The following is a 25,325-nucleotide window of genomic DNA, read 5'->3' on the forward strand; positions in this document are numbered from 1 at the left end:
GCTTTCCGGATTGTGCTTCAGCTCGCGCGAACATCGTTTTCTACCGCATTGCGAACAACTCTTGATGGAACCGTTTCGCGACCGGTAGGCCCTGCGCCTCAAAATCTCGGCGTAATGACTCTCCGAAACCTGCCGGACCGCAGAACCAGATACTGGCCTCACGCCAATCTGGTACGGCAGCCCGAATGCGATCGCCGGTCAAGAATCCGTCGCGCGAGTCTACCAGGATATGTAGCCGGATGCCGGCAGCCAGCGCATCGGCCTTCAGCTTATTGATAGCGTTCTCGTCGTAATCGGTCGTGGTGTGAAATAGATCGATCAGCTTGTGTGGCGCATCTGGATTTGTAATCCGCTCTTGCGCCAGATGTTTCATGCCGGCAATGAAGGGCGTGATGCCAATACCGCCACCGATCCAGATCTGGCGTAGTTGGCCGTTGTCAAAATCAAAACAGCCATATGGGCCCTCGAGTTTTACAACCTGCCCGACCTTTAACTTCTCGTACAGGCGGTCGGTGTGATCGCCCAGTTCCTTGGTGATGAAGGTGATATGTTTATCTTCTTTATTCCACGCGGAAGCTATCGTGTAAGGGTGTGCTCCTTCTGAACTGTCCGATGTCGCGAATGCGAACTGGCCCGACTTGTGACCTGACCAGCCTTGTGGGACGTCGATTTCGACCTCAAGTGTCCGTACGCCGGGATAGTAGTGAATTGATGATATCTCGCCCAGAACCTGCTGTTTCACAGCCACACGTCGCAGAAGTACTTTCACTGCCGCAAAGGTGCCTGAAGCCAAAAGCAATGCCATCACGATGCCGATGGGTGAAAGCCAATATCTGAACGTCATCAGCACTACGGTATGGAAAACGAGCACCAGATAGACGACGGCCAAAAGCCGGTGTGTCTTGTAAAAAAGCCGGTAGGGAAAATACTTGACCAGAGCCAGAACGATCAGCAGAGCTGCTATATAAAATGCCCATTCACCCAGATCTTCTGCAGATCCGCGCAAGCCCAATAAAAACTGCTCGACCGGGTTTTCCAGCGGCGGTCTCGTCCCGCGTACCGGGCGCTCAATCAAGCCCCAGCCAACAGCCCATTTCGGTCCCTTGCCCCACAGCCAGTGAATAGACGAGACGATGAGAACCTCAATGCCTAGCCATTTGTGTAGGCGGTACATCTTATCAAGTCCGCCGAACCACCGCTCCGGCCAGCGGGGGCGAAGTGCCAAAACCATGGCTACGCTCATAGAAGCCATGGCGATAATTCCGCTGTACTGGACCATGGTCCCACGAAGCGCGAAGAAAGTTGTCGTCTCATACACGTGAGGTTCTTCAATCAGCCACAGGACGGTCAAAACTAAAAAAATGCCCCAGAATGTGAACTTGATATGTTGCACGACTGAATACCTTAGTGGTTCGAAATGCCAGCATATGGCGCAAAAGCCGGATGTCGTTGATACAAGTCAATAAATGCATACCTACAGCAATTAGTCACGGCCGATGCCATTCACTGCCAGGAAGAAACCGCGCAACTGATCCTCGATCAGGGCGGAGATTATTTGCTGCGATTGAAAGTGAACAGACCCGCCTTGCACAAGATGGTTGCCGATTATTTTGCAGTGGACGAGGTGCTCCAGACTTTACCGAGCGCCGAAACGAGCGGTGCAGATCATGGCCGCCTCGAAGTGCGGCGCGCCTTTTCAGTCAGGATCTCAGTTGGGTCTGCGGAACCAAAACCGCCAGTACCGAACCCGCGCTCTTCTCCCTGAAACCTATCTTGCCGCAGCCCGCTCGCGCTGGTCGATCGAGTACGTACTCCATTGGGGCCTCGACATGGTCTTCGACGAGGACCAGAAGACCGCAGCCGCAAGGACAACGCACCGGAAAACCTTGCAATCTTGCGAAAACTCGCCCTCAACTTCCTACGACGTAGACTCATAAACTAATGCACCAGATGCGGATAGCGATGAGTTTGACAGCTGCCAGGAAATTGGCGGGGTTCTTGTCGTAACGCGTTGCGATACCGCGATAGTGTTTGATGCGGTTGAAGAACCGCTCAACCAGATTTCTCTGACGATAAACCCACGGTGAGAACGACAAGACGCCCGTGCGGTTGGATTTGGGTGGAATATTGGCCCATATTTTTTGGTCTGCTGCCGTCTTGCGGATGGCATCGGTATCATAGGCCTTGTCTGCAAGCAGCGTGCCGCCTTCTTTAACACACGCCATGAGGCCCTCAGCCTGAGAGCAGTCAGCAACCTGGCCACCCGTTAGGCAAAAATTGATCGGACGGCCTTCCGCATCAACAATTGCGTGGATTTTGCTTGTGAGGCCGCCACGGGAACGTCCCATGCAACAATCGTCGACATCCCTTTTTTTCCTGTGGCTCCGTGCTGGTGAACACGGACACAGGTGCTGTCGATCATCACGATGTCGCCGTCATAGGCCTCCGAGACGGCCTCAAGTAACCGATCCCAGACACCGGCACGTCGCCAGCGAACGAACCGGTTGTAATAGGTCGTTGCAACACCATAGCGTTCAGGGATTTCCGACCACGATGAGCCAGTGCGGAACCGCCATAGCATGCCATTGAGAACCATGCGATCGTCAACCCGAGGCACACCACGAGGTTTGCTGGGCAACAGCGGCTCAATAATCGACCATTCCCGGTCTGTCAGCTCATAGCGGCGACGTGACATCAAACACCTCCAATTTTGAGGCCATTTGAATCACTAATCCTTTCAAATAACTAGTCTATTTATGAGTGTACGACCTAAGAAAATCAAGAACCGATGTCTCGATCCGAGCCAAGAGAAAACGGGCCGGATGCTCCAATGACTTCGCTCGATCCATCATCGGCCAAATGCGATAGCCCTGGGCCTTCCCTCACGGCACGGAATCGAGGTTAACGGTCAATTTTGCTGGAGGATTTCGAGCAAGTAATTTGGATCCCAGCTGGCGGTTTTGCGCTTTGTCTTGACGCTCCCCTTTGCTTTGTTGGCGCGCACGAGGCCGAGCGCGAAGCGGCGCACTACGGCCATGTTCTTGGCACCGTGTTCAGCGCGATAACGGGACAGGTCGTCCTTGAAGGCGACGTCGAGCAACCAGTGCATGCTCTCGACGCACCAATGTCCGCGCACGCCAGCGGCGAGGCGCTCGATATCGAGCACAGCGGAGCAGATGAAATAGCGTGTCTGAGAACTGCTGCTTCGGTCGGCATATTCGAGGCGGGGGTGAACCTTGAGGATGGTCTTGATGTTGCGAAAGCGCGGCTGCCCAGGATAGCTGCGCTGCGAGGAGATCCAGGAGACATTGTCGGAAGCTGTATAGGTGCGGGTCTCAATGCGCCCATGAGCCTTTTCGAGCGTGGTTCTGGTGACCAGCTCGACGGTCGGCGCATCGCTGAAATAGGCAGCGACGTCGGCCTCCAGGGTCGGGTGATTGCCCTTGAGGGCCAGCAGATAGTCGGCGCCATGGCCGACGATCTTGTCGGCGATCTCGACCTGACAGCCCATGGCGTCGATGGTGTCGAGCGCCCCTTCCAGTTGCCTGGCCTCGGCAAGCTGATCGAGCAGATCTGGGATGGCGGTGATCTCGTTGGTCTTTTCGGGGACCGAGAGCTGCGCCAGGGTCAGGCGCGCTTTGGTGGCGTAGGCCGAGAGTGTATGGAGTGCCTTCAGCCCCTTGCGTTTGTCGAGGGTGCGTCGCGCCGTCTTGCCGTCGATGGCGATGAGGTCGTGGCGATCGGGCCACAGTGCCACAATCCAGCTTTCGAAACAGCGCCCGAACAGGATCGGATCGATGCGGTTGACCAGGATACGCAGCCAACGCTCGCAGGGAATGCCGAAATGGAACTCCGAGAAGCGGCGCAGAAAGGTCAGATGATGTTGGCCCCAGGCGACGATATCGTCGAAATCGTCGCACGAGCAGATGGTGGCGCAGGTCACCAGCAGCAGCATTTCGTTGAGCGGATACATGATCCGTTGCGGTTCGCGATCGTCCGAAAGATCGGAAAAATGCTCCAGCAACAGCGCCAGCCGCGCACGAGGGGCGTCCTCGCCAACAAACCGAACAACCAAGTCATCCATCGCAGTGCTCCCAACCGAATCAGAGCACCTAAGGAATCACACCGTCACGTCAATGCAAATACAGCCCGAAATCTCATTAACCTGAGTTCCCTGCCGTGGGCCTTCCCTTACCGGGGCTTTTCCGTTTTATAGAATCATGTCACTGTCAAAAAGTGCGCTGCTTATCAGTTGCCCTCCAACCCAAGCGCAGTGCACTGCCCAGGCAGATACCCGCATTTGCCGGGGCACCTCAGCCTATTGAGTGATGTGGGGACTGCGCGCTGCGATGCCGAAACGCTCACGCTTCGCCGTCGCTCAGTTCGACACATTGCGGCTGCGCCTGATCAAGATCGCAGCGCGACTGATCGAAATGAAGACCCAGATCCGTCTCCATCTGCCGACCTCTTGCCCAGGCCAGAATATCCTGCGCCTCGTGCTCGAACGCATTTCAAAGCTTGCAACTTAAAAAAAGGGCATAAACGCCCCGAAACCTCAACCCGTTCGTCGCAACTTCCAAACCCAGATAACACAACGACCGTTTAAAACCGGCGAATGTCCCCCTGTGAAAAACGCTTACTTCGGCACACGGTAATTTGCACGATGCGCGCCATATCCATTCCGCTATGAATTAACCAGGTTAGTAAACCACAGAGAATCATAAATTCCTGAAATCGCTCAACTTAATTTTCGAGTCGGCTCTCAATATGCGAGACAACTGAGACAACCCTTCCACAATCTGTGAAAGACAGTTACATCTATGCATCAAAAGCAACCCGCGCAGTTCGTAATATCCGCGCGGGGGAGGGGGAGATATCCTATCATTCATCGGCATGACGATTCCACATGTCCGATCATCTTTAGAAAGCTGCCCGTCTACCTATAGTTGTGACAGTGCTTTATCGACGCGCTCGCGGGCTGGTTTTGGAAGTTTGGCGTCCTTGATGGATTGGAGGTTCGAAGTGTCGTCTCCGACTATAACGAGGGCAACCATACCCATGCTGTAGTGCGGGGTACATCTAATAAGATAGACACCGGGTTTCTCGAATGCGTAGGTTTTCGTCTCGTTCATTTTGCTCTTGAAGGGCTCAGCCCCCTCTGGCATGAGTTTTTTTATAGTCTCTGCGTTGTGCCCCTTGTCCTTTGGGACAAAAGTAATCGTGTCACCGATCGCAATCTTACTCAACATCGGTTCAAATACCATGGGACCATCTGCACCCTTATTAAGCATATCGACCTCATGATCCGCTGCGAAGGCCGAACCACTCATAGTCGTCGCTAGAAGGAAACCAATAATGTATTTACGGTAATTCATTTCATTTCTCCTTTGGCATATTGCGATTGACATATTCATGCATATTTCCCGTTTGTTAACTTTATTGGAACCGAGATGTTCCATTGATCCCTTGGTGCCGCTTTCTGTGTTTGCAGTACAAACTGATCACCTCAAACCGAATTGGATCAATCAAGCAGGAAAGCGAAGGTTTGTACCGTTGCGGGTAACGACATGCGCGGAAACTCCCCGCAGTTTTTGTAGCGTATCCTCTATCTGTTTTGAGTCCATGAGATTGAAGGCCGTGGCAAGAGCATCGGCCATTGCGGCGCTTGCGGCGGTCACCGTCACGCGACCATAAAGTGCTGCTGAAAATCCGGTTTTTGGGTTGAGCAAATGGTTAAACCGTCCGGACTCATCGAACTGAAAGCCCGTGAAGCTGGATGTCGCGAGCGCCTGATCGCGGATATCAACATGTTCTTCGGTTCTAGCTCCGGCTTCAAGATCGGCAATGCCGATGCGCCATGCCGTACCGTCCGGTCTCGAACCAAGCGCGCGATACTCTCCCATATCGACCAGCGCATGTTCGACCCCTTCCCTTTGCAACAATGCCGTCACCCGGTCAGTGACATAGCCCTGCGCAATGCCGTTTAGCGTCAGAGACATCGACGGTTTTGAGAAGGCAATACGGTTCTCATCGAATAGAACGTGACCGAACCCTACCTTTGCAAGCGCTTCGTCCCAAAGCTGTCGCGATGGTCCGTCGGGAGAAGGACGTTCTTGCGAGAAATGCTTTTTCAGACAGTTCCAAAGGGGCTGTACTGTCGGATCGAAAAGGCCGTCGCTGGCCTGCCAGCATTCATGGCAGATACGCAATACCTCGACCAGATCAGGCGAAGGCGATGCCAGCGCCCCATTGCGATTAAGTTTGGTGAGTTCTGAATCCGAGCGATAGAGGCTGAAGATGTTCTCCAACCTTTCCGCTTCTTGAGCAGATTCACGTAGCAACCGTTCGGCAGTCGAACGATCAGGATGATAGAGTATGATCTTGGCAGGTGCCCCCATCGCCTGGCCACGCCAGATGATGGGCTCAGGAAGGTCGAGTGAAACTGCGTGTTTTGGAATGGCCCAGAACACTACTCCAGCCGCACCACCCGCAAGTACAAGCCGACGACTGAGACGCTGTCCACCTTCAATGCGCATGGCTTTCGGCTCCAAGATCGGAGGGCCGCACCGACTGACCGCCGAGAACGTAATCCTCCGGTATTTCCGTAAAAGTGCTAATACGGCCGCCCTTTTCCGCAACGAACTTCTCCGCTGCTTCTCGTGTCGAAAACGGTACGGCCTCCTGTGCCCCCATTCCACCTACAGCAGCGCTTTCAATCACGAAAAAGGCTTTGCGCGCGTCGACCCAGTTTTCCGCTCCCGGCTCTTCCCAGCTTGGCGCTTTAGCCATATCTGAAACGTAGATCGCCGCGATCCCCTTCGGCTCCTCAGGCAGCATCGTAAAGGCGAGTGTATCGCGGGCGGAAGAGAACCATACCGCCTCATTTGCCGGTTCGAGAATGATCTGGCCCTTGGGGCCAGGATGCTCCAGAACATTCATCCCGCAATAGCGGCCCATTGCGCTTTCTGTCAGGGCGAATGGAGCAACGACGGCATCTTTCTTTTCATCCGGAGAACATCCGGCAAGCAGAACAAGAAACAGAGGGGCCAGAAACAAAGCGCGTTTCATAATTCTTTCCTCGAGAAAACCAACATGGAAAGGGACAACGGCAGCATGACCCAGAGGCCGAGCGCTAGCGTCAGAGCTGGAGCCGAGAGTGTGGCGTTACCGGCTATTCCGCCCATGCCAGTTAAAGATCCGGCCTGTCCGAGACCGAAGTTGAGAAGCCGGTAGGAGTCGGCTGGATTGAGAAGAAGCAGACCGTTGAGTATGCCACCGCTAACAATGCGGCCCTGATCGAAAACCAGCAGAGCAAGAAGTGCTGCGTCATAGATCAGCACGAAGAACAGCCAGACGCCGATGGCGATACCTGCTGCCGTGCTCCGCTCCCGCACCAAGGTGCTTGCAAGAAAACCGATGGCGATGAACACGGCTCCCAGCAGGACCGACGAGATAATGAGTTTGAACAGCGACAGCCAGCTTCCAGCATCCACGCCGGACCCGGTCACGATCAGCGCCACAGCCGCCGCGCCGTACCCGAACAATGTCGCAAAGGACAGAATAGCAAGCTGACCAACGAATTTTCCAAGAACGAGCTGAAATCGGCTTATCGGATAGCTCAGAAGCAACAGCATCGTGCCGCGTTCCATTTCACCGACGATTGCATCATGCGAAATGAGAAGGGCAATAAGAGGGATGAGGAAGATTGTCAGGCTGGAGAGACTGACTATCACAACGTCCAGCTTGCTCGCGGCAACCGAACTGCCGGTGGGTGCGCTGCCGAGAAAAGTCATGCTCAAGGCTAATGCCGCAAGCAATAGCGTTGTCGCCAGAACCCAGCGATTGCGCAACCCTTCCTGAATTTCCTTGGAAGCGATTATGAGAATATTGTTCATTCCGCTGCCTCCGCGAGGGCCGCTTCCCCGGTATTGAGGAAGTGGGCGTAAAGTTCGTCCAGCGTCGGCGGAACGAGATCGAGTTCCGTGAGATTGTCGTTCATGGCCACGATTTCACGGACAAGAGCCATCTTGCCTTCCGTCGGAGCTTCCGTTTCGAAGATATCCGAGCCGAGACGATGCCAGCGCAATGCAGCATTGGCGGTTGTCGAAGGCAACCGGGAAACGTCTGGCGTCTGCACCCGTATGCGAAGCGGTAATTGTGAAATCCGGCGCAACGCATCGATGGAGCCATCGGCAATGATCTTGCCCTTGTTCGCGATGATGACGCGCCCGACTTTGGTTTCCAGTTCGGTCAAGGCATGGGATGACATCAGGATTGTCGCGCCTTTGCTCCGCAATTCTTCAAGAACTTCATAGAAGCTCTGACGCAAGGCGGGATCGAGACCGGTCGTCGGCTCGTCAAGCAACAGAACGGACGGTTGCCCGAGCAATGCCTGAGCAAGCCCCAGTCGCTGGCGCATCCCCTTCGAATAGGTGCCGACCCGCCTGTTTGCGGCATGGGCAAGGCCGACGCGCTCCAGCAGTTCTACATTTTGGGCAACCGGCATTCTCTTGAGCCGCGCATAGAAGCCGAGCGTTTCCGCTCCAGTCAGCGCCAGATTGAAAGAGACGTGCTCAGGCAGATAGCCAAGCCGCAATCTGGCGGCAAAGGCACCGGTCGCCGGATCTTCGCCCAACACGCGAACCGCGCCCTTGGTCGGGCGGATCAGACCGAGCATGAGCTTTATCATCGTCGTTTTTCCAGCACCATTATGGCCGACCAGCGCAATGCTTTCTCCAGCGTGGAGGCGGAAACTCGCATCGCTGATAGCATTGAACCCGCCATAGGACTTTGTGACCTGATCAAGAATGACAGTCTCAGTCATTTGGTTTTCCTTTCGCCGGATCGGCCGGATGCGGCGGCTTCATAAGGGGATAGCTATCGACGACACCGCCCGGCAAAAGCGCCGGGAACTGGGTCTGTGCCCAGCGGATTGTCTCGATTGCCGGACTATTGATGAGAATTTTTGCCTGTGGCGCAGTCCACAAAACCTTGTCGATCAGATCATTGGGCCGGTAAGGGCTGTCAGCGATACCATCGCCATTGAGATCGAAGGCCGGATTGTCGCTCCAATAATTGCCGCGTCCATTGACCGACCAGTCGAGGTTGCGCGTGCCGACATATTTCACCTGATTGCGGTTGTTGATGAAGGCGTTGCCGCTCATGGCATTGCCCTCGGAACCGGCAGTAAAGTGAATGCCTATGCTGCAGTTCTCGAAACTGTTTTCGGTGAACTTGTTCTTGTTGGCGTTGTAAATGAAAACACATTTTTCCGGACCGAGCCGCGAGGTTTCGCCCGTCTGGGTTTCCGTCTGGTCGTCCGCAGGAAGACCGTGTTCAGCCTTCTGAACACCGGCATCAAGCCAGCGATCTATCGGTTGCATGCGCCCGATCACGCGATTACCGGAAATGACCGAACTGTTTGCATAATTGAGCAACAAGCCATGATCCCGGTCGCCGTCGGACAGGTTATCCATCACCTTGAGGCGATTGGTGTACATGATCGCGAAACCGACAGAATTGTTGCGCGAAACATTGCCGATGACCTGGCTGTCGTCCGTGTACATGTAATGGACGGCGAACCTGACATCCTCCATCACATTGTTGCGGAAGACGTTTTTGCGGCTGGCATTGGTATAGATGCCGTCGCGCCCGTAGCGAATGACGTTGCCGATAACCTGTGCGCCGGGCGCATTCCAGATGGAAACGCCGCTACCCGTTTGTGCCATGCGCACGCCTCGACGGCCAACGATCTCATTGCCGCTCGCGATGGAATTTGCGGCGCCATGCAAATAAATCCCGTATAGGTTATCGATTAGTCGATTGTTCTCGACGCGTGCGCCCGTGGCGGTTTTGGCCACGAAAACTCCGGAGTTGAGGTCGGGCATGTTATCGCCCGAACCGCGCACTTCCAGCCCGCGCACAATCGCGTCCGGCGCGTTGACCGTTATGGCATTGCCCGAGCCAAGTCCGTCCACAATGGCGCCCTGCTCGCCGGTCAGTTCAATGGCGCGGTCGATCGTAACCGCGCCATTGTGCTTGCCTTTCAGAAGCCGGACGACATCGCCCGGCTCCGCTTTGTCGATAGCCGCCTGTACGCCTTCGCCTGCTACGACATCGATCTGCCGTGCCTGCAAACCGTCGCAAAGAACGACGGTCAGCAGCATTGCGGCACTGAAGGACTGAAACCGGCGGGGGAACCTCATGGCAGTCAGGCCTTCTTCGGTTCCACGAGCATCCGGCCCTTCATTTCCATGTGCATGGCGTGGCAGAACCACGAGCAGTAATACCACCACACGCCCGGCTTGTTGGCCGTGAAGGTGACAGACGCGGTCGCCTGTGGTCCGATCTCCATGTTGACCCCGTAATTGATGATGGCGAAGCCGTGCGTAAGATCTTCGATCTCGTCGATATTGGTGACATACACCGTCACCTCATCGCCCTGCTGGACGGTGAACTCGGTTAGACCGAAGGCTGGCGCGGCAGACGTCATATAAACGCGCACCTTATTGCCATCCCGGATCACCTCATTCGCGTCCATCAGGTCGAGGCCATCGGCTTTCGCCTGAGTGACAGCATCGGCGAAGAATGGATCCTCACGGCTCCAGAAGTTGACGGGATTGATCTTGGAGCGATGAACAATCGTTGCATCGTGCGGTTCGGCAAAACTTGGTCCGTCATGGACAATCACCATCTTCTCACCGGAAATATCGATGAGCTGGTCATTTTCCGGCTTGAGTGGGCCGACATTGAGATAGCGATCCTTGGAGAACTTGTTGAGCGAGATCAGCCACTGACCGTCGGCTTCCTTGGTTTGCCCCATGGAAGTGTGATTGTGACCGGGCTGATAATGCACATCGAGTTTCTGACGGATCGGATCGACCTTTTCACCCTTGAAGGCTCGCTTGGCGTCCTCGATATTCCATTTGCAGATCTGGCTGTCGATGAAGAGCGTTGTATAGGCGTTGCCCTTGCCATCATAAGCCGTATGCAATGGCCCAAGTCCGAGTTCAGGTTCCGCAACCACAGCATCGCGGGGCTTGATCTTGTCGTCGAAAAGCTCATCGAACTTGCGAACGTCGAACACGGTAACGGTCGGCGACAACTTGCCGTTGGCAACCACATGAATACCGTCTGGCGCAGTGTTGATGCCATGCGGGCTGTTCGGCACAGGAATGTAACGCGTATATTTGGAACCGTGACGTCCATCGATGACCGGCACACCGTTGATTTCCTTGAAATCACCCTTGGCAACCGCCTCTTCGATACGCTTCAGGTTGAAGATGACGATCCAGTCCTGCTCGCTCGACATCATTTCGGCGAGCGTCGTACCCTCTTCCGAATTGTAGCAGGTGGCAAAAGCATATTTGCCCTGATAATCGCAGTCGACATTATCCAGATTACCATCGACCATGATCTGCCAGGCAACCTTCATGGTCTCGCCGTCAACGGCCGTGAAGATCGCGTGATATTGCTTGGTATCGGTCAGATTGCTGCCGTCGTTCGGGATCGGCGCGCGATCTTCACCGTTGCAGAAGACATATCCGGTTTTCGGATATTTCTGCACGCGCAAGCCATGCACGGTATGCTGGTTCGGAAGCTGAATGATCTTGTCGCATTTCATCACATCAAGACGGATGCGGCAGACACGCGTATTGGCCTTGTCATTGGCATAGAGATAACGCCCGTCATAAGTTCCTTCAGTGAAGGACGGATGCGGGTGGTGCAAGTCGCCATTCAGGAATATGCCGCCACGATCCTTGAGGAACTCTTGATCTTGCGGCAGAAGGCCCTCGGTCAGCACCTTCAGGCTCTCATTTGTCTGGCCCCAGCCGGTCGCGCTATCGCGATTGAACACTGGAATGCGCATCAATTCGCGCATCGATGGCAGGCCGACGATACGGACCTCACCGCTCTGGCCGCTGGAAAAGAAGACGTAATATTCGTCCAGTTCTCCAGGCTTCACTTCCGCACTGTGACCAGCGTCGCCAGCAGCAGCCAATGCCGGCTCGGTTGAGCCTGCAAACAGCGCCCCCCCTAGACCGCTTGCACCGGCGGCAGCCACAAAGGCCGACGTACCGAGCAGCTGTCTTCGACTGAGCTGCGTTTTCTTGGTTTCTTCAGACATGCTTCTCTCCTTTAGAAAAGTCAGGCAGCAGGACCGGTATCGGCAATGCCTTCAACCGGTTTTCCTTTGACTGAGATGACGGGTCTGGCCGGTCCACCGCCACGTTCGGCAGCCGCTGCGAGGGGGGCATTACGGGCTGCGAATTTTTCACGCTTCACACGCACCTGGATCATGTGCGGGCAGCGCTGGTCGTCGTGATAGAGTTCCTGACAATGCATGCAGTAGATGCATTCGTTGACGTTGATCTGGCCTTCAGGGTGGATCGCCTCAACCGGACATTCCTTGGCGCAACGGTGGCAGGGCGAACCGCATTCTGGCCAGCGTTTCAGCCATTCGAACATGCGGATGCGTCCGGGAATGGCGAGTGCCGCACCGAGCGGGCACATATAGCGGCAGTAGAAGCGCTCGATGAACAGGCCTGCTGTCAGAAGTGTCAGTGCATAAATGACAAACGGCCACTCACGCGCGAATTTGAGAATTATCGAGGTCTTGAACGGCTCGACTTCCGCAAACACTTCAGCCAGCGCAACCGAATAGAGCGACAGTCCAAACAGGCCGAGGAAGATCATATATTTGAGGGGCCAGAGGCGCTCGTGCAGTCCCCATGGCAGCTTGACTTGCGGCACCTTTAGCCATTGGGCGAGATTGTTGGTGAGTTCCTGAAGGGCGCCAAACGGGCACAGCCAGCCGCAGAACGGTCCGCGACCCCAGAACAGCAGCCCCGCCGCCACCGATGCCCACAAAATGAAGATCAGTGGCGATGTCAGGAAGAATTCCCAGTTGAAGCCGGTAATCAGGGAGTTGGTGAAGGTCAGGACATTGACCACCGACAATTGCGCATTGTTGTAGAAGCCAAGCCAGACAAGGATGAACAGGAGATAGCTACGCCGCAGCCAGGTGAAGAAGCGCGGATGCCTGACCAGACTATTCTGGAAGAAGAAAATACCGACAAGAACCGTGATGGCAAAAGCGGTGATGACCACATTGGCACGATTCATCTCCCACATCCGGACCCAGAGCGGATTGCCCTCGCCCAGAATGTCGGCTGCATTTGCTTCGCCGACCGGCTGCGGCTGACGCGGCGCATCAGCGCTTGGTGCAGCAGGCTGGACAGGCGCCGGTTCCGGTTGCTTCGCCAGATATTTATCCGGTAAACTATAACCGAGATCATAGCTGACATTGGCCTTGTCCCGCGCACCGAAGCCGCGCTGCACCAAGAGCTGCAAATCCCACGGTTCCGTTACGTCGAAGTCGAAGCCGTCCGGGACCTGAAACAGTGCTATCTCGCGCAGCCGCGGCGCGCCGTTGGCCATGATGTCGCCGATACGGGTATGGTTCTTGTCACGAAAGCGTACGCCCTGCCCGTCCTGCATCAACTCGATACGGTCAAAGATACCGCCGCGCACATATCCGGAGCCTTTGAAGGAATAGGCTCCGTCGCCGGCGACCAGGATCGCCTGACGCCCCGGCTTCAGTTGCTTTTGTAACCGTTCATAGCCATCTTTCCCGAGTAGGCTGATACCGATCGACGGTACTGAGACCGGCGCGACGTAAAGCTCAATGAATTCGTCGTCGGGATTGGTTGTTTCAGGGTTTTCGGCGGCGCGATCATGTTTGGCGTCACGAAACGCCTGCGTCACGTCACCAACCGACAGTTTCAGGCTGCGAACCGAGCCGTCGCCGATCAATGTTTGCCAGTCGTGTTCTTCACGAATCTGCAAATCAACCGCGCGTTGCACATTGGCTGCGACAGCCTGCACAGGAGTATTTCCGAGCCTCCCACTGCGGATAAGGCCGACTGCCGAGCGAACGACGCTGTCCCCCATGACGAGCACGGTAACCGTGGCACCGCTGACGATTTCCACCTGTGGCGGCTTGCTCTGGCCGGCGGCAACAGCACTCATGTCACTATCGACCAACGAATTCAGCGCAGCCACAACCTTGGCTTCGGGAATGCCGATCAGCACGATCGGCTCTTTGTGGTCTACCAGTTTTATGCCGCGTATGACGCCTTTGGTATCGATGCCGACGACAATGTGGATCGGTTTGCCGGAATAGCCGATCGTGCTTGTAAAATCCGAACTCAGATACGCATAGCCGAGGAGCTCATTCCCCTTTTTTACCGGCGCAATGGGCGGCTCTCCCTGTGGCTTGCCGATACTGTCAGCGCCTTGGAACAGGGTCTGCGGATCAACGACCGGCAGGTATTTTGCGAGGTCCCCAGCTCTTGCAGGCACGGCGACCAGCATGGTTAGAAGAAGGAATGTGAACAATGATTTTAAATGAGGCGTCATCGGACAGTCGTTCTTTTGAATATGAAACGAGAAAGGTGATACCTTCAGGCAATGTAGGCGGACCATGATTCAAATCAAATGCGAATGCAAATCTTTCTAAAAACCAGACAAAAATCTTGAGCTCAATCCATGGAGGAGATTGGAATGATAAAAGTAAACCGTGAGCCTTGGGAAATTGCATCGATGGACGAATTGCTGGCTCTTGCCAGAGCGATGGAACAAGAATCGATTGATCATTACATAGCCCTCGCTACGCGCATGAGGGAGATGGAACGGCCGGACCTAGCTCTGGTCTTCGAAGTGCTAGTTGCCGAAGAAACCGAACACCTGGAACAGATCGAGGTATGGGAACAGACGAGCGGCCAAGGCCATTCGATAATTATATCACCTCCGGAAGCTGTATTTGACGACGAAGGTACCGAAACCGTGCCCGCAGAACTGTTAAGCGCCTATCGGGCTTTCTCGTTAGCGGTCCGCAATGAGGAACGCGCCTTCACCTTTTGGACGTATGTTGCTGCGAACGCAAAATCCGACGAGATTGCAAAAGCTGCGGAACGCATGGCACATGAAGAGCTCACTCATGTTGCTAGGTTGCGACAGCAACGTAGGCGCGCGTTTCACCTTGAACGCGCAGAGACAACGAACGCGGCGAACCTTGATCTTCCGGCGCTGGAAAACCGACTTAGCGAACTTCTTTATTCCCTTGCTCAAAATACCGAACCTTCTACGGCAACGGAAATACGGGCGTTGGCGGCACAGGCGGAGCATAGGTCCTCAACGATTGACCATCAGCCGTTTCAATCTGTTCCGGGGCTGGAGGCAGTACCCAATACGGCCTCGAACGAAGCTTTACCCCTATGTGAGCTTCTCACCGATTATTATCTGGAACTTGGCCAGACCGCTCGTAAAGAAGAAGACCAAAAACGTGCGCTAGCGTTCGCAAGCGAAACAATAGCTTTAATGAGGATGATTAGACAACGCGGCAGATCGGTTGGTATATCGAACGAGGGTTTGAACACATTGAATTGAATCTTGTCAATCGGCGTTTAAACGGGGGTCTGACTCATATTTGATGATTTCGCGGTCGAAACTGACGCAGTTATCAGAAAGGAGTCAGCATCATGGCGACCAAGTTTCGTCTGTCGTCCCTGATCCCGGTCGGATTGATTGTTGAGCGTTCCGACGAGGACAACGGGGTAATCATTGTTTCAGCGCGGGCAGCCGCTGATCAACGTTCCTGCCCTTTATGCAACCAAATGTCAGATCGTGTTCATAGCCGCTACGTTCGGATAGTTGCTGATTTGCCTTGTGGTGGCACCAAGGTCCAGCTACGATTAACAGCAAGGCGCTTTATTTGTGAGATGACACTTTGTCGTCGCCGGATATTCGTCGAAAGGTTTGGAGAGCTTATCGTTCCGGAGCGCAGCCGTCGAACCGCTCGGCTTGATACCATCGTACATCATCTCGGGTTGGCTCTGGGAGGGCGGCCTGCAGCAGCCATTGCCAAACGCTTGATGATCCCGGTTAGCAATGACACACTCATCCGTGCGGTGAGAAGAAAATCCATGGTGCCGGATGATGCTCTAAACGCCGTCGGAATTGACGATTGGGCTTTCCGCCGCAATCACCGCTATGGCACCGTCGTTTGTGATCTTGAGAAGCGAAGGATTGTCAAACTTCTGCCTGATCGGGAGATCGCGACAGTTTCGACGTTCCTTGCTCAGCACCCCGAAATAGCGATTGTTTCACGCGATAGAGGCGGCGGCTATCGTGAAGCTGCTGCCAAGGCTTTACCCCATGCCATGCAGGTCGCAGATCGTTGGCATTTGATGGAGAACGCCAGCGCAGCGTTCCTTGACGTCGTGCGCAAATCCATGCGGGCGATCCGTACCGCAATTGGTGCTACGACGATCAATCCTGCGCTACTCACTTGCGCTGAACGACTGCAATATGAGAGCTATCTACGGCGTGAGGACGTGAATTCGACAATCACCAAGCTGGCTTCCGATGGCGTGCCAATAAAGGAAATCGTGCGACAGACCGGCTATAGCCGCGGAACAGTTCGCCACATCGTCCGCGGCCACAGAACTGATGTGTTCCGTGTCAGACAAAGTTCCCTTGAGGCCTATCTGCCGCTGTTGGATCAACTCTGGGGGTCTGGGCAGCACAACGGCGCTGAACTCTGGCGACAGCTAAAGTGCAAAGGCTTCCGTGGTTGTTCTCGTGTCGTTGGGGGGTGGGCCGCAAGGCGACGGCGGTCTGAGCGGGTCTGCGAACAGCAACTTCAAAAAGTGCCATCCGCCAGAAGGATTGCCCGATTGATGACAACTGCTCGCGATCAACTGAGTAAGGCTGACACAATCACTATTGCGGCCATAGAAGCCGGCGTTCCCGCCTTGATCCAAGCTCGCAACCTAATTGATCGTTTCCAGACAATGATCCGAAGGAAGGCCAAGACAGAACTCGACCCGTGGATCGCTGATGCACGCGATAGTCTGTTTGCTCCCTTCGCCAACGGGATACTGAAAGACAAGGCCGCGGTGTCTGCCGTCATCACCGAACCTTGGTCGAACGGCCAGGTCGAAGGACAGATCAACAAGCTAAAACTCATCAAGAGGCAAATGTATGGACGTGGGAAGCTCGATCTGCTGGAAGCACGTGTCATCGGAGCGACCTGATGTCAGCGAGATTGCGTCAGAGCCCCGTTTGGATGCCGATAACCCCTCAAATGGGGTCCTTATTACATGCTTAATGACAATAGCCTGAGCGCTCCGGTAAACGTCGTTGTCTTCCAATGGCCGTGCGGGACCGGTGAGCGGCATCGATCTCCGCAAGGGGCCCGTCCGCGAAGCCGAGACATATTCGTGCTCAGTCCGGTTTTATCGATGAAGACGAGCCGCGCCGGATCGAGATCGAGTTGGCCGTCGAACCAGTCCTGACGACGTTTCAGGAGGTTAGGACGGTCCTGCTCCAGTGCATGTGCGGTCTTTATGGAATGGTGGCCTGCCCCTTTCCCCAGCGTCTGTTAGGATGCTGTCGTGTGCGAAGAAGAAAGGAACGAGCCAATGACTATTGTGATCCTCGGAGTTGATCTGGGCAAGACATCTTGCAGCGTCGTGGGTGTTGATGCAACTGGCGCGGTAGTTGCTCGCAGGACGATGCGTCGTCAGACACTAATTGATTACGTAACAAAACTCCCGACTTGCGTTGTAGCGATGGAAGCGTGCTGTGGAGCTCATCATCTGGGTCGGCTGTTTGCGGCACAAGGCCACGAGGTCCGGCTGATGTCGCCGGAATATGTTCGCCCGTACGTCAAGGCCCAGAAAAACGATGATCGGGACGCTGAGGGTATTGCCGAAGCTGCATCTCGACCGACAATGCGGTTTGTCGACCTTAAGAGCCACGAGAAACTGGACATTCAAACATTACATCGGGTGCGTTCTCGCCTTGTGGCAGAACGAAGGAACCTGATCAATCAGCTTCGCGCAATTCTACTGGAACGTGGGATTATCTTCCCAGTCGGACGGCGTAAACTCGAACTTGGCGTGGATAGCTTGCTTGCCGAGGCTGTAGAGGTAATGTCACCGCGTGTGTATCAGCTGGTTGGCGATTTGCGCACGGAATGGAAGGTACTCGATACAAAGATTGAGGCCCTGAATACCGAGTTTATCCAGTTGGCGCGCAACGATGCTGCCATGCGCAGACTGACGTCGATCCCCGGTATAGGCGTACTTAACGCGACGGCTCTGGTTGCAGCAGTGGGGGATGCGAGCAGCTTTGCCAAAGCGCGCGATCTGGGTGCCTGGCTCGGATTGGTCCCCAGGCAATACAGCACTGGCGGTAAACCCCGGCTGCTTGGGATATCGAAACGTGGCAACACTTATTTGCGCACTCTGCTTATTCATGGCGCTCGCGCGGCGTTACCATCGCTTTCAACGAGTGACACGCCTCTCGGACGGTGGTTGAAGGCCATGATAGAGCGAGGCGTACACCGTAACGCCGTGATTGTAGCGCTGGCAAACAAGTTGGCGCGAATAGCATGGGCTGCCTTGCGCAAGGAAACAGGCTTTGACCGCAGTTACCCGGTAGCTTGCGCGTAGTCAGATCGGCTACGCACCATCAAAAGCGTAGCCCAACGAGGTTTGCAGGAAGGATCGTGAAGATGGCCTGACAGTCGAACGGCGTTTGGAAAGCCCGGTCAAAAAAATGGCACTTGTTGCCGAAGTCTTTATTGGGGCTCTGAACGTGCGGATGTCCATCTTGGCCATGAGCTGGCTCATGAGACCGTATACGTTGACGCAGACTGATCAGTACACCGTAAAATCCTCTTGCAACGGGGCAGGCCATACGTTTTTGAAAGTCCAGCCGCGCTTTCGCAGCCAGACGTCAAGCGCGCTGCGGCCGATCGATATGGTTCTGTCCTCACGCAATCGCAGAACCATCTCGTTGAGCGTGATATCCTTTTCCTCTTCGATCATGCCGATGATGAAGTCCTCGTGAGCATCGAGGCGTGAGCCACCGCGTCGGCACTTCTTCGCAGGCGTCAACTGACCCACCCGTGCGCTGGCGATCCAGGCCGCCGCTGATCGCGCCGACATGCCATCGCGTGACGCAGCCAGAACGCGGCTACGCAGATCATCACTGAAAGCTCGGGTCATATTGCCTCCGACCAAATCAACAGTCGGGGCGATGGAATCAGATCGGCAGCCAAGGGAATCCTCAACCCGATTTCGCGTTCGATGGGCGTGCTCTAAGTGATATCTAGCCATTGTGTTTTCCTTGATTTATGAGATGATTTTCGAGGCGTGATAGCAATGAACGGGAAACGTCGGATCGCGCAGCCCCGGATGTGACACCCCTCCGTCCGGGGTTTCCTTATTACAAACCGCTATATTCTACATTGTTGCAAGGTTTCCTTGTCATTAACACTTGCGCGCGCGTTTCTCTTCCGCTCTCCGGTGTTCCTTTCAGGAAGCATCCGAGCTCCCGGACGGCCTCGAAATACAGAGTTCCGCGGGTGATTTTGCGCAAAAAGTTGGAGCTTATTACCATCGGTTCGACCGTCAACTCCAGCGCCGTGCACTAGCGGGGCGAGCATCTGTCATCGATGCCGATACAATTGAAATTCATGGTCAGCGCATCCGAATATGGGGCGTCGACGCTCCTGAGGGTGGACAGACGTGCCAAGATACATCCGGTAACGAATATCGATGCGGCCAGATCGGCGCGATGAAGCTGGCCAGTTATCTCAATGATGCTCAGCCCATCGTATGTGCTCAACGCGATACTGATCAATACGGAAGAATCGTAGCGACCTGCGAGAATATTTACGGTCAGGACCTGGCAAGATGGCTTGTTCGTAACGGTCACGCGCTTGATTGGCCCCAGTTCTCGAAAGGTGCCTATGCCGACGTTCAGAAGGATGCACAAAGCCGTAAGGCAGGCATTTGGCAGGGGAGTTTCATGGAACCGTGGGAATGGCGGAAAACAAGCAAAGGGGCGATGTAATGAGGCACTGGTTTTCATCTATTCCTATCGCTTTGGCCATCGCATCCGCCGTGTCGCGGGCGCGTTACGGATGTAGCACGACGGCCACTCCCATGACCGCTTTCCCAACTCCGCTCTCAGAACCGATGGGGCAGGAAACCAGCCTTTTTGAGTGTGGCGCCCGACTGAAGCAAGGGGCGGTTCGCTATTCCTCAGGTAGAATTATAGAACTACCTGAAACATCGTCTTCAAACGATCCCCCACGCCCGAAACCGCCCCCTGCCGGTCAGCTCGCGGAGGTTCAGCTCTTCGACGAGGCGAAGGGCAGCGCGCGGCGTGATGTTGAGTTCCGCGGCGATCATGCCAGCCGAAACCAGCGGCCTCGCCAGCACCAGCTCGATCAGGCCCGGGAGTTTGGACGAAGCCCGCCTGCCAGTAAGCCGCCGTTCCAGCATTTGCCGCGCCAGCAATAACCGGTCATGCTCTTTAAAACCGAGTTCGATGCTGGCCATCAGTCCGTCGAGACTGGCCATAAGCCGGATTTCAAAATTGCGATGACGCCGCCGTTCAACGCGGATGGTCTTCAGTCCCGCATTGAAGACCACCAGATGCGCGTTGGTGGTCAGCCCTTCGCGCCGGAGCAGGGATGCCGCCAGCAAACGACCCAGCCACGGCGCCCGCTGCAAGACCGCCAGTTCATTCCAGGCATCAAGCGCCAGGACGGCTTGCAACACCGGCGGCTGATCACGGATCGACCGCAACACGGCTCGCCATTCCTCGAGCCGCTCCTCTTCATCCCAGTCGGGATCGCGGATCAGCGGGTCAGTCTCCGGCTTCGGCCACCGCTGCGGCTGTTTCGCTTTGGCCAGAACGTCTTCGGACCGTGCCAGCACCGCGTCGATGGCCTCAAGATCGATGCCAGGCAGGTCGAGCCCGTTATCCCCACGATTTTTCTTCCCGTCCCGGTCCTGCCAGTCGACCGCCGCATCGGACACCGCCATGCTTTCGCTCTCCACGAGGATGCCACTACCAGGCGATGCAGCAGGCCACGCCTGCCCGCCAATCCGAAGACTACGCAAGCCGTTCGCACTCAGCGCCCAATCCGGTGCCTGCACTGCAATGCGCCGCCTTGTCTGCAACACGTCGCGGGCAATGGTCAGCGCGTGACTCGGCGAGCGGATATCACGCGCTGCCTCATGCAGCACCAGATCTTCCATTTCGACCAACTCGCCATCGAGCCACAGCGAGGCGCAGGCATCGGCACAATGCAACCGTTCGATCAGCCCCGCGCCGACCGGCGAAGAAGCAAGACGCTCATCGAGACGCGCCAGGGCTTCACTGGCACGGGCCAAGGGCGACAGCAAGGTCTTCAGGGGCAGTTGGTCAAAATGGTAACGCATTGAAAACATGGTAAACAATTTCTATAACGGACACTAGTCGTTATTTAATGTCTGGTACTGATGATGCTGTTGGGTTGGGCCTATCACCATCGATAATTATACAGTATCGATGGTGATTGATTTGAAGCCGCAAATCGGTAAAAGTCGGGCAAAGGCGCGCGAAAGCAGCGCCTCTTGACCGATCACGGAGGCTGTCTTTGGCCCAATTGCCCGATCCCGCCAGTGAGTGCCGTGCGCTACAGCTCGATACGATTGCCGCCGTGCTGCCGATGAACCGGCGCGACATGCTGGCGGAGATTTTGACCGATCAGGACGTCGAGACGCTCCGCCATCTGGTCAAGGAAGGCATGGGCGAGAATACGCTGCGTGCGCTAACCTCGGATCTGGCCTATCTCGAAGCCTGGTCGCTGGCTGCCACCGGTAGCCCCCTGCCCTTCCCGACACCCGAAGCCCTGTTGCTGAAATTCATCGCCCATCATCTGTGGCGACACCAGCAACGCGAGATCGATCCCGATCACGGCATGCCAGCCGGCGTGGAAGCGGAATTACGCAGCCAAGGTTTTTTGCGCGCATCCGGACCGCATGCGCCAGCAACCGTGCGGCGGCGTCTGTCCAACTGGTCGACATTGACCCGCTGGCGCGGGCTGGAAGGATCGTTTTCGGCACCGTCCGTCAAATCCGCTCTGCGTCTTGCCGTGCGCGCCACCAATCGTCCGCGCAGCCGCAAGAGTGCGCAGGCGATTACCGGCGACATCATGACGAAACTTCTGGAAACCTGTGTTGGCGACGATTTGCGCACGCTGCGCGATCGGGCCATCCTGATGGTCGCTTTTGCCTCTGGCGGCCGCAGGCGCAGCGAGGTCGCACGCCTCGCACTGGAACAGTTCACCCTGGAAGAGCCCGTAATCGACAAGGATGGCAGCCCCCTCCCCTCTTTGTCGATCCGCCTCGGGCGCACCAAGACGGCCAGTGCCGAGCAAGACGAGGTCGTCTATCTGACCGGTCGCCCCGTCGACGCGCTCCATGCATGGATTGCAGCGGCGAAGATCGAAAGCGGCAGTCTGTTTCGCGCCGTCGATCGATGGAACAATGTCGGACGCCAGGCAATCGATGCCCAAACGGTCAATGCAATCGTCAAAGCACGGGCCGCGAGCGCCGGTCTCGATCCGAAGGCGTTTTCGGCGCACGGGCTGCGCTCCGGCTATCTCACCGAAGCGGCCAATCGTGGCATTCCGCTCCCGGAAGCGATGGAACAATCACGCCATCGCTCCGTGCAGCAGGCATCCGACTATTACAACAATGCCAAGCGGCGCAGCGGACGCGCGTCACGATTGCTTTAGCCCCGGAAGCGTAGAGCTTGGATCAGCATGGAAAACCCGGAGGCGCGGAGGAATGCTGCCTGCGGCTCGGGTAATAGAGATAATAGCCGGGGAACAGCGGACAGCAATCATCAAGCACGCGATCGATCAGTCCGTCGGCTATGAGCGGAAGCACCTGATCCTCAGTGATATCGGCATTGAAGTGGCGCATATGATCCGCAAGGGCTGCTGGCATGCCACCTATCTCTGCTGTGGCAGGATCAGGATTGCCCTGAAATCGTTGACGTTCGTCCCTGTTGGTCCAGTCACGAACAGATCATTCAGCATCGAAAAAACAGAATAGCTATCGTGCCGTGAGAGCATGTCTCTTACATCCATGCCATTTTCCAGAATGCGCCTCGCCGTCGTCCCATCGATGAACGCCCCTGCATTCTCCTCAGATCCGTCGATACCATCCGTATCCGCTACCAAAGCATGCACATCTAGGCCATCGATCCACGGAGAGAGAGCAAGTGCGAACTCGCCGTTTCGCCCGCCACGACCGCCCTTGCTTCTGACAGTGACCGTCGTTTCTCCACCGGAAAGAAGAACGCAGGCTGAGACAAACGGCTGGTTTCGCCGGGCAATCTCAGCCGCAATTGCACCATGTACTGCCGCGACGTCGCGCGCCTCGCCTTCGATGGCGTCAGACAGAATATGAGCTTCGATGCCGGATGATCGGGCCAACGCGGCGGCGGCCTCAAGCGATACGCGAGCCGAAGCGATGACCTGATGATGATTGCGGGAAAAAATCGGATTCTCAGGCTGCGGGGCGTCCGCATCAGACGAGCCAATGAAATCGAGCACTCGATCCGGTATTGCCAGAGAATACTGTTTGATCACACGCAAAGCGTCATGCCGCGTCGTCCTGTCGGGGATTGTAGGCCCGGACGATATGAGCGCCGGATTGTCGCCCGGTATGTCGGAGATCACCAGACTGACAACCTTCGCCTTTGTGACGGCAGCGAGACGCCCTCCCTTGATGCGGGAGAAATGCTTTCGAACGGCATTCATGGCGGAGATGGGAGCGCCGGATGCCAGAAGTGTACTGTTGAGTTCAATCTCGTCTTCCAGCGTAAATCCAGAAGGAGCGGCTGGCAGCAGTGCGGAGCCGCCACCGCAGATCAGCGCAATCACAAGATCATTTTCAGATAGGCCTGCGATCGTGTCCAGCAGCCTTTGGGCCGCCGTGATACCGGCTTCGTCAGGAACGGGATGCGATGCCTCCAGCACGTCGATCGACCGTGTGGCACATCCATACCCATATCGTGTGACGACAGTTCCCGTAAGCGGACCTGGCCATAAGTCTTCAAGAGCACGCGCCATCTGCGCAGAACCTTTTCCGGCACCGATAACGACGGTCCGACCATTTTCAGGCGGTGACGGAAGATGCGCAGCCAGGCTCAAAGCAGGGTCTGCAGCCTTGACGGCGACACTGAATAAGCTCCGCAGAAAATCTCTAGGCTCTGAGAGCTTCATGATGCAGAACCACAAGGAGAAAAGTCTTCAGGCAGATCGCCCCTAAGGTTGCTGGCACGCCGCTCGCGTAGCGCTGTGACGATCTGATCCACAGCTTGCTTTGCCCCTGCTACCCGTGAAGGATGATCCGTGTCTGCCGCTACATGAGGAAGCAAAAGCAACCTACCCGAATACTTTCGAGCAAGCGGGATAAAAGGAACCAATGGTCCGCTCTGCACGCCATCATCGGATCGAAAGATATCGGCGTCGATCGCGGCCGAGGCAATTTTGCCACGTGCCATGGCCCGGTCCAGCGCCGCCACATCGACAACCTCGCCCCGGTCGAAATTGATCAGGACGCCTCCATCCGCCATAGCGGAAAGTATTTCGTCTCCGATGAAGCCAGCATTACCGTAATGCTTTAGCTGGGGATCGAAGCTACCCAATCCAACGTGAACGGAAATCGCATTCGCGCCGGATGCGGCAGCAGCGGCATCCCCGGAAAATTGAAAACCTTCAGCTTCGATTTTATGGCGGTAATGCTCGCGAGCATAGACCGTGACCGACATCCCGAAGGCCTTGCCGAGGCGGGCAACTTCACGCCCGATATTTCCATAGCCAAATACCGTGAGGCGCTTGCCATCGGCCTTTTCAGTTGGAAAACTGCGAAGATCGCGTCCAGTATCGAAACTCCCAGCCATGACGAGATGATGAAGGGTGTCGAAAGGCAGGTCGGGTGTGAATCGTAAAAGTGCCCGTATCGCCATCTGCGCCGTCGCCCGGCTGTTGATACCGGGCGTGTTCATGAGCACGGCATTTCCGCCACGGCCATCACCACCACCCCAGGAAGATGATTGCATATTACCGGTGCCGGCACCTATGCGCACGCCTGCAACGCTGAACACGCTCTGTTTCGGGATCACGGTTGCGGCAGCGATGACCGCGTCATAGCGGCCATCGCTCGTTTCAGTTAGCAGTTCGTCTTCCGTGCTGAGGTTGGGCTGATAAAAGAAATGGATGCGACCAGCATCGAAGGTGGCGGCGGTTTGAATGCCACCGAGGTGGAAAACTTCGCCAAGCCCCTCGATATATTGCCGAACCTCACCGGGATCAGGTTCGCCTTTCTCGTCAAACTTAAGGCCTATAAGGTCGCAAATCAGGACTTTATAGGTGCCGTTTGCATAGTTTTTTGCATCCATTT

The 25,325-nt window shown here is 55.8% G+C and carries 20 protein-coding genes and 4 pseudogenes; 7 read left to right on the forward strand and 17 right to left on the reverse strand.

Annotated elements, in window-relative coordinates; translation table 11 throughout:
• Positions 1-40: 40 nt before the first annotated feature.
• The gene (locus ABDF71_RS26080; RefSeq protein ID WP_258125303.1) at positions 41-1,393 is read right to left on the reverse strand and encodes a ferredoxin reductase family protein; all 1,353 of its coding nucleotides are present in this window, start codon (positions 1,391-1,393) and stop codon (positions 41-43) included.
• A gap of 379 nt (positions 1,394-1,772) precedes the next feature.
• Between ABDF71_RS26080 and ABDF71_RS26085 the strand changes: the two are divergent.
• Positions 1,773-1,924 (forward strand): annotated as a pseudogene (locus tag ABDF71_RS26085) (transposase); the annotation flags it as partial.
• 7 nt (positions 1,925-1,931) lie between these two features.
• Here ABDF71_RS26085 and ABDF71_RS26090 read toward each other — a convergent pair.
• Together ABDF71_RS26090 and ABDF71_RS26095 are read right to left on the reverse strand one after the other, a co-directional pair.
• Positions 1,932-2,695 (reverse strand): IS5 family transposase gene (locus ABDF71_RS26090; protein WP_213507524.1). Its coding sequence is split into 2 segments (ribosomal slippage): positions 1,932-2,368 and positions 2,368-2,695, totalling 765 coding nucleotides; the frame shifts between segments, so codons are not numbered across the junction.
• Between the two features lie 213 nt (positions 2,696-2,908).
• Positions 2,909-4,084, reverse strand: coding sequence for an ISAs1 family transposase (locus tag ABDF71_RS26095; RefSeq protein WP_213507526.1), 1,176 nt, complete (start codon positions 4,082-4,084; stop codon positions 2,909-2,911).
• A gap of 241 nt (positions 4,085-4,325) precedes the next feature.
• Between ABDF71_RS26095 and ABDF71_RS26100 the strand changes: the two are divergent.
• A pseudogene (locus tag ABDF71_RS26100) lies at positions 4,326-4,529 on the forward strand (transposase); the annotation flags it as partial.
• A gap of 411 nt (positions 4,530-4,940) precedes the next feature.
• Here the strand turns inward: ABDF71_RS26100 and ABDF71_RS26105 are convergent.
• The 8 genes from ABDF71_RS26105 to ABDF71_RS26140 form a co-directional block, all read right to left on the reverse strand.
• Positions 4,941-5,375 (reverse strand): pseudoazurin, encoded by a 435-nt coding sequence (locus tag ABDF71_RS26105; RefSeq protein ID WP_094513215.1) that lies wholly within the window; start codon positions 5,373-5,375, stop codon positions 4,941-4,943.
• Between the two features lie 150 nt (positions 5,376-5,525).
• A complete protein-coding gene (locus ABDF71_RS26110; RefSeq protein WP_100650328.1) occupies positions 5,526-6,536 on the reverse strand; it encodes an FAD:protein FMN transferase in 1,011 nt (336 codons plus the stop codon).
• On the reverse strand, positions 6,526-7,068 hold the full coding sequence (locus ABDF71_RS26115) for a nitrous oxide reductase accessory protein NosL (protein ID WP_151663554.1): 543 nt from the start codon (positions 7,066-7,068) through the stop codon (positions 6,526-6,528). Before ABDF71_RS26115 ends, ABDF71_RS26110 begins: the two co-directional genes overlap by 11 nt.
• Positions 7,065-7,895: a DUF2705 family protein gene (locus tag ABDF71_RS26120; RefSeq protein WP_258125315.1), complete on the reverse strand. Its 831-nt coding sequence runs from the start codon at positions 7,893-7,895 to the stop codon at positions 7,065-7,067. The genes ABDF71_RS26115 and ABDF71_RS26120 overlap by 4 nt, the downstream gene beginning before the upstream one ends.
• Positions 7,892-8,824, reverse strand: coding sequence for an ABC transporter ATP-binding protein (locus tag ABDF71_RS26125; protein ID WP_258125316.1), 933 nt, complete (start codon positions 8,822-8,824; stop codon positions 7,892-7,894). Before ABDF71_RS26125 ends, ABDF71_RS26120 begins: the two co-directional genes overlap by 4 nt.
• On the reverse strand, positions 8,817-10,205 hold the full coding sequence (locus ABDF71_RS26130) for a nitrous oxide reductase family maturation protein NosD (RefSeq protein ID WP_500061999.1): 1,389 nt from the start codon (positions 10,203-10,205) through the stop codon (positions 8,817-8,819). The genes ABDF71_RS26125 and ABDF71_RS26130 overlap by 8 nt, the downstream gene beginning before the upstream one ends.
• A 5-nt stretch (positions 10,206-10,210) precedes the next feature.
• Positions 10,211-12,127 (reverse strand): TAT-dependent nitrous-oxide reductase, encoded by a 1,917-nt coding sequence (gene nosZ, locus ABDF71_RS26135; protein ID WP_500062000.1) that lies wholly within the window; start codon positions 12,125-12,127, stop codon positions 10,211-10,213.
• A gap of 20 nt (positions 12,128-12,147) precedes the next feature.
• Positions 12,148-14,421, reverse strand: a complete 2,274-nt coding sequence (locus tag ABDF71_RS26140) for a 4Fe-4S binding protein (RefSeq protein WP_373418775.1) — start codon at positions 14,419-14,421, stop codon at positions 12,148-12,150.
• A gap of 144 nt (positions 14,422-14,565) precedes the next feature.
• On the opposite strand from ABDF71_RS26140, the gene ABDF71_RS26145 reads away from it, so the two are divergent.
• On the forward strand, positions 14,566-15,450 hold the full coding sequence (locus ABDF71_RS26145) for a ferritin-like domain-containing protein (protein ID WP_143851114.1): 885 nt from the start codon (positions 14,566-14,568) through the stop codon (positions 15,448-15,450).
• A 92-nt stretch (positions 15,451-15,542) separates the two neighbouring features.
• Positions 15,543-17,099: an ISL3 family transposase gene (locus ABDF71_RS26150; protein WP_213507534.1), complete on the forward strand. Its 1,557-nt coding sequence runs from the start codon at positions 15,543-15,545 to the stop codon at positions 17,097-17,099.
• A 68-nt stretch (positions 17,100-17,167) separates the two neighbouring features.
• On the opposite strand, the pseudogene ABDF71_RS26155 reads toward ABDF71_RS26150, so the two are convergent.
• A pseudogene (locus ABDF71_RS26155) lies at positions 17,168-17,410 on the reverse strand (IS630 family transposase); the annotation flags it as partial.
• 76 nt (positions 17,411-17,486) lie between these two features.
• On the opposite strand from ABDF71_RS26155, the gene ABDF71_RS26160 reads away from it, so the two are divergent.
• Entirely contained in the window at positions 17,487-18,521 is a 1,035-nt protein-coding gene (locus ABDF71_RS26160) for an IS110 family RNA-guided transposase (RefSeq protein WP_258125279.1), read from the forward strand.
• A 255-nt stretch (positions 18,522-18,776) separates the two neighbouring features.
• Here ABDF71_RS26160 and ABDF71_RS26165 read toward each other — a convergent pair.
• A pseudogene (locus ABDF71_RS26165) lies at positions 18,777-19,079 on the reverse strand (IS630 family transposase); the annotation flags it as partial.
• Positions 19,080-19,350: 271 nt separating this feature from the next.
• On the opposite strand from ABDF71_RS26165, the gene ABDF71_RS26170 reads away from it, so the two are divergent.
• The gene (locus ABDF71_RS26170; protein ID WP_250132288.1) at positions 19,351-19,929 is read left to right on the forward strand and encodes a thermonuclease family protein; all 579 of its coding nucleotides are present in this window, start codon (positions 19,351-19,353) and stop codon (positions 19,927-19,929) included.
• 227 nt (positions 19,930-20,156) lie between these two features.
• On the opposite strand, the gene ABDF71_RS26175 is transcribed toward ABDF71_RS26170, so the two are convergent.
• Positions 20,157-21,317 carry an RHE_PE00001 family protein gene (locus ABDF71_RS26175; protein ID WP_213507538.1) on the reverse strand — a complete coding sequence of 387 codons (1,161 nt, stop codon included), beginning with the start codon at positions 21,315-21,317 and terminating at the stop codon, positions 20,157-20,159.
• A 260-nt stretch (positions 21,318-21,577) separates the two neighbouring features.
• Between ABDF71_RS26175 and ABDF71_RS26180 the strand changes: the two genes are divergently transcribed.
• On the forward strand, positions 21,578-22,648 hold the full coding sequence (locus ABDF71_RS26180) for a site-specific integrase (RefSeq protein ID WP_231771647.1): 1,071 nt from the start codon (positions 21,578-21,580) through the stop codon (positions 22,646-22,648).
• A 22-nt stretch (positions 22,649-22,670) separates the two neighbouring features.
• Here ABDF71_RS26180 and ABDF71_RS26185 read toward each other — a convergent pair whose 3' ends face one another.
• From ABDF71_RS26185 to ABDF71_RS26195, 3 genes are read right to left on the reverse strand one after another with little or no spacing between them, the layout of a single operon-like run.
• Positions 22,671-22,862 carry a hypothetical protein gene (locus ABDF71_RS26185; protein WP_192799571.1) on the reverse strand — a complete coding sequence of 64 codons (192 nt, stop codon included), beginning with the start codon at positions 22,860-22,862 and terminating at the stop codon, positions 22,671-22,673.
• Positions 22,863-22,867: 5 nt separating this feature from the next.
• Positions 22,868-24,145 (reverse strand): glycerate kinase type-2 family protein, encoded by a 1,278-nt coding sequence (locus ABDF71_RS26190; protein WP_151610508.1) that lies wholly within the window; start codon positions 24,143-24,145, stop codon positions 22,868-22,870.
• Complete coding sequence (locus tag ABDF71_RS26195) at positions 24,142-25,323, reverse strand: NAD(P)-dependent oxidoreductase (protein WP_151610507.1); 1,182 nt, start codon at positions 25,321-25,323, stop codon at positions 24,142-24,144. The genes ABDF71_RS26190 and ABDF71_RS26195 overlap by 4 nt, the downstream gene beginning before the upstream one ends.
• Positions 25,324-25,325: the final 2 nt, after the last annotated feature.

The organism is Ochrobactrum sp. WV_118_8 (genome assembly GCF_039631535.1).
GTDB lineage: Bacteria > Pseudomonadota > Alphaproteobacteria > Rhizobiales > Rhizobiaceae > Brucella > Brucella anthropi.

Excerpts from the sequence above, each read along its gene's own strand:
- ABDF71_RS26095 (WP_213507526.1), bottom strand. The coding sequence starts at position 4,084 with ATGGATGACTTGGTTGTTCGGTTTGTTGGCGAGGACGCCCCTCGTGCG.
- ABDF71_RS26105 (WP_094513215.1), bottom strand. The coding sequence starts at position 5,375 with ATGAATTACCGTAAATACATTATTGGTTTCCTTCTAGCGACGACTATG.
- ABDF71_RS26110 (WP_100650328.1), bottom strand. The coding sequence starts at position 6,536 with ATGCGCATTGAAGGTGGACAGCGTCTCAGTCGTCGGCTTGTACTTGCG.
- ABDF71_RS26115 (WP_151663554.1), bottom strand. The coding sequence starts at position 7,068 with ATGAAACGCGCTTTGTTTCTGGCCCCTCTGTTTCTTGTTCTGCTTGCC.
- ABDF71_RS26120 (WP_258125315.1), bottom strand. The coding sequence starts at position 7,895 with ATGAACAATATTCTCATAATCGCTTCCAAGGAAATTCAGGAAGGGTTG.
- ABDF71_RS26125 (WP_258125316.1), bottom strand. The coding sequence starts at position 8,824 with ATGACTGAGACTGTCATTCTTGATCAGGTCACAAAGTCCTATGGCGGG.
- ABDF71_RS26130 (WP_500061999.1), bottom strand. The coding sequence starts at position 10,205 with ATGAGGTTCCCCCGCCGGTTTCAGTCCTTCAGTGCCGCAATGCTGCTG.
- nosZ (WP_500062000.1), bottom strand. The coding sequence starts at position 12,127 with ATGTCTGAAGAAACCAAGAAAACGCAGCTCAGTCGAAGACAGCTGCTC.
- ABDF71_RS26140 (WP_373418775.1), bottom strand. The coding sequence starts at position 14,421 with ATGACGCCTCATTTAAAATCATTGTTCACATTCCTTCTTCTAACCATG.
- ABDF71_RS26145 (WP_143851114.1), top strand. The coding sequence starts at position 14,566 with ATGATAAAAGTAAACCGTGAGCCTTGGGAAATTGCATCGATGGACGAA.
- ABDF71_RS26150 (WP_213507534.1), top strand. The coding sequence starts at position 15,543 with ATGGCGACCAAGTTTCGTCTGTCGTCCCTGATCCCGGTCGGATTGATT.
- ABDF71_RS26160 (WP_258125279.1), top strand. The coding sequence starts at position 17,487 with ATGACTATTGTGATCCTCGGAGTTGATCTGGGCAAGACATCTTGCAGC.
- ABDF71_RS26175 (WP_213507538.1), bottom strand. The coding sequence starts at position 21,317 with ATGTTTTCAATGCGTTACCATTTTGACCAACTGCCCCTGAAGACCTTG.
- ABDF71_RS26180 (WP_231771647.1), top strand. The coding sequence starts at position 21,578 with ATGAACCGGCGCGACATGCTGGCGGAGATTTTGACCGATCAGGACGTC.
- ABDF71_RS26185 (WP_192799571.1), bottom strand. The coding sequence starts at position 22,862 with ATGCCAGCAGCCCTTGCGGATCATATGCGCCACTTCAATGCCGATATC.
- ABDF71_RS26190 (WP_151610508.1), bottom strand. The coding sequence starts at position 24,145 with ATGAAGCTCTCAGAGCCTAGAGATTTTCTGCGGAGCTTATTCAGTGTC.
- ABDF71_RS26195 (WP_151610507.1), bottom strand. The coding sequence starts at position 25,323 with ATGGATGCAAAAAACTATGCAAACGGCACCTATAAAGTCCTGATTTGC.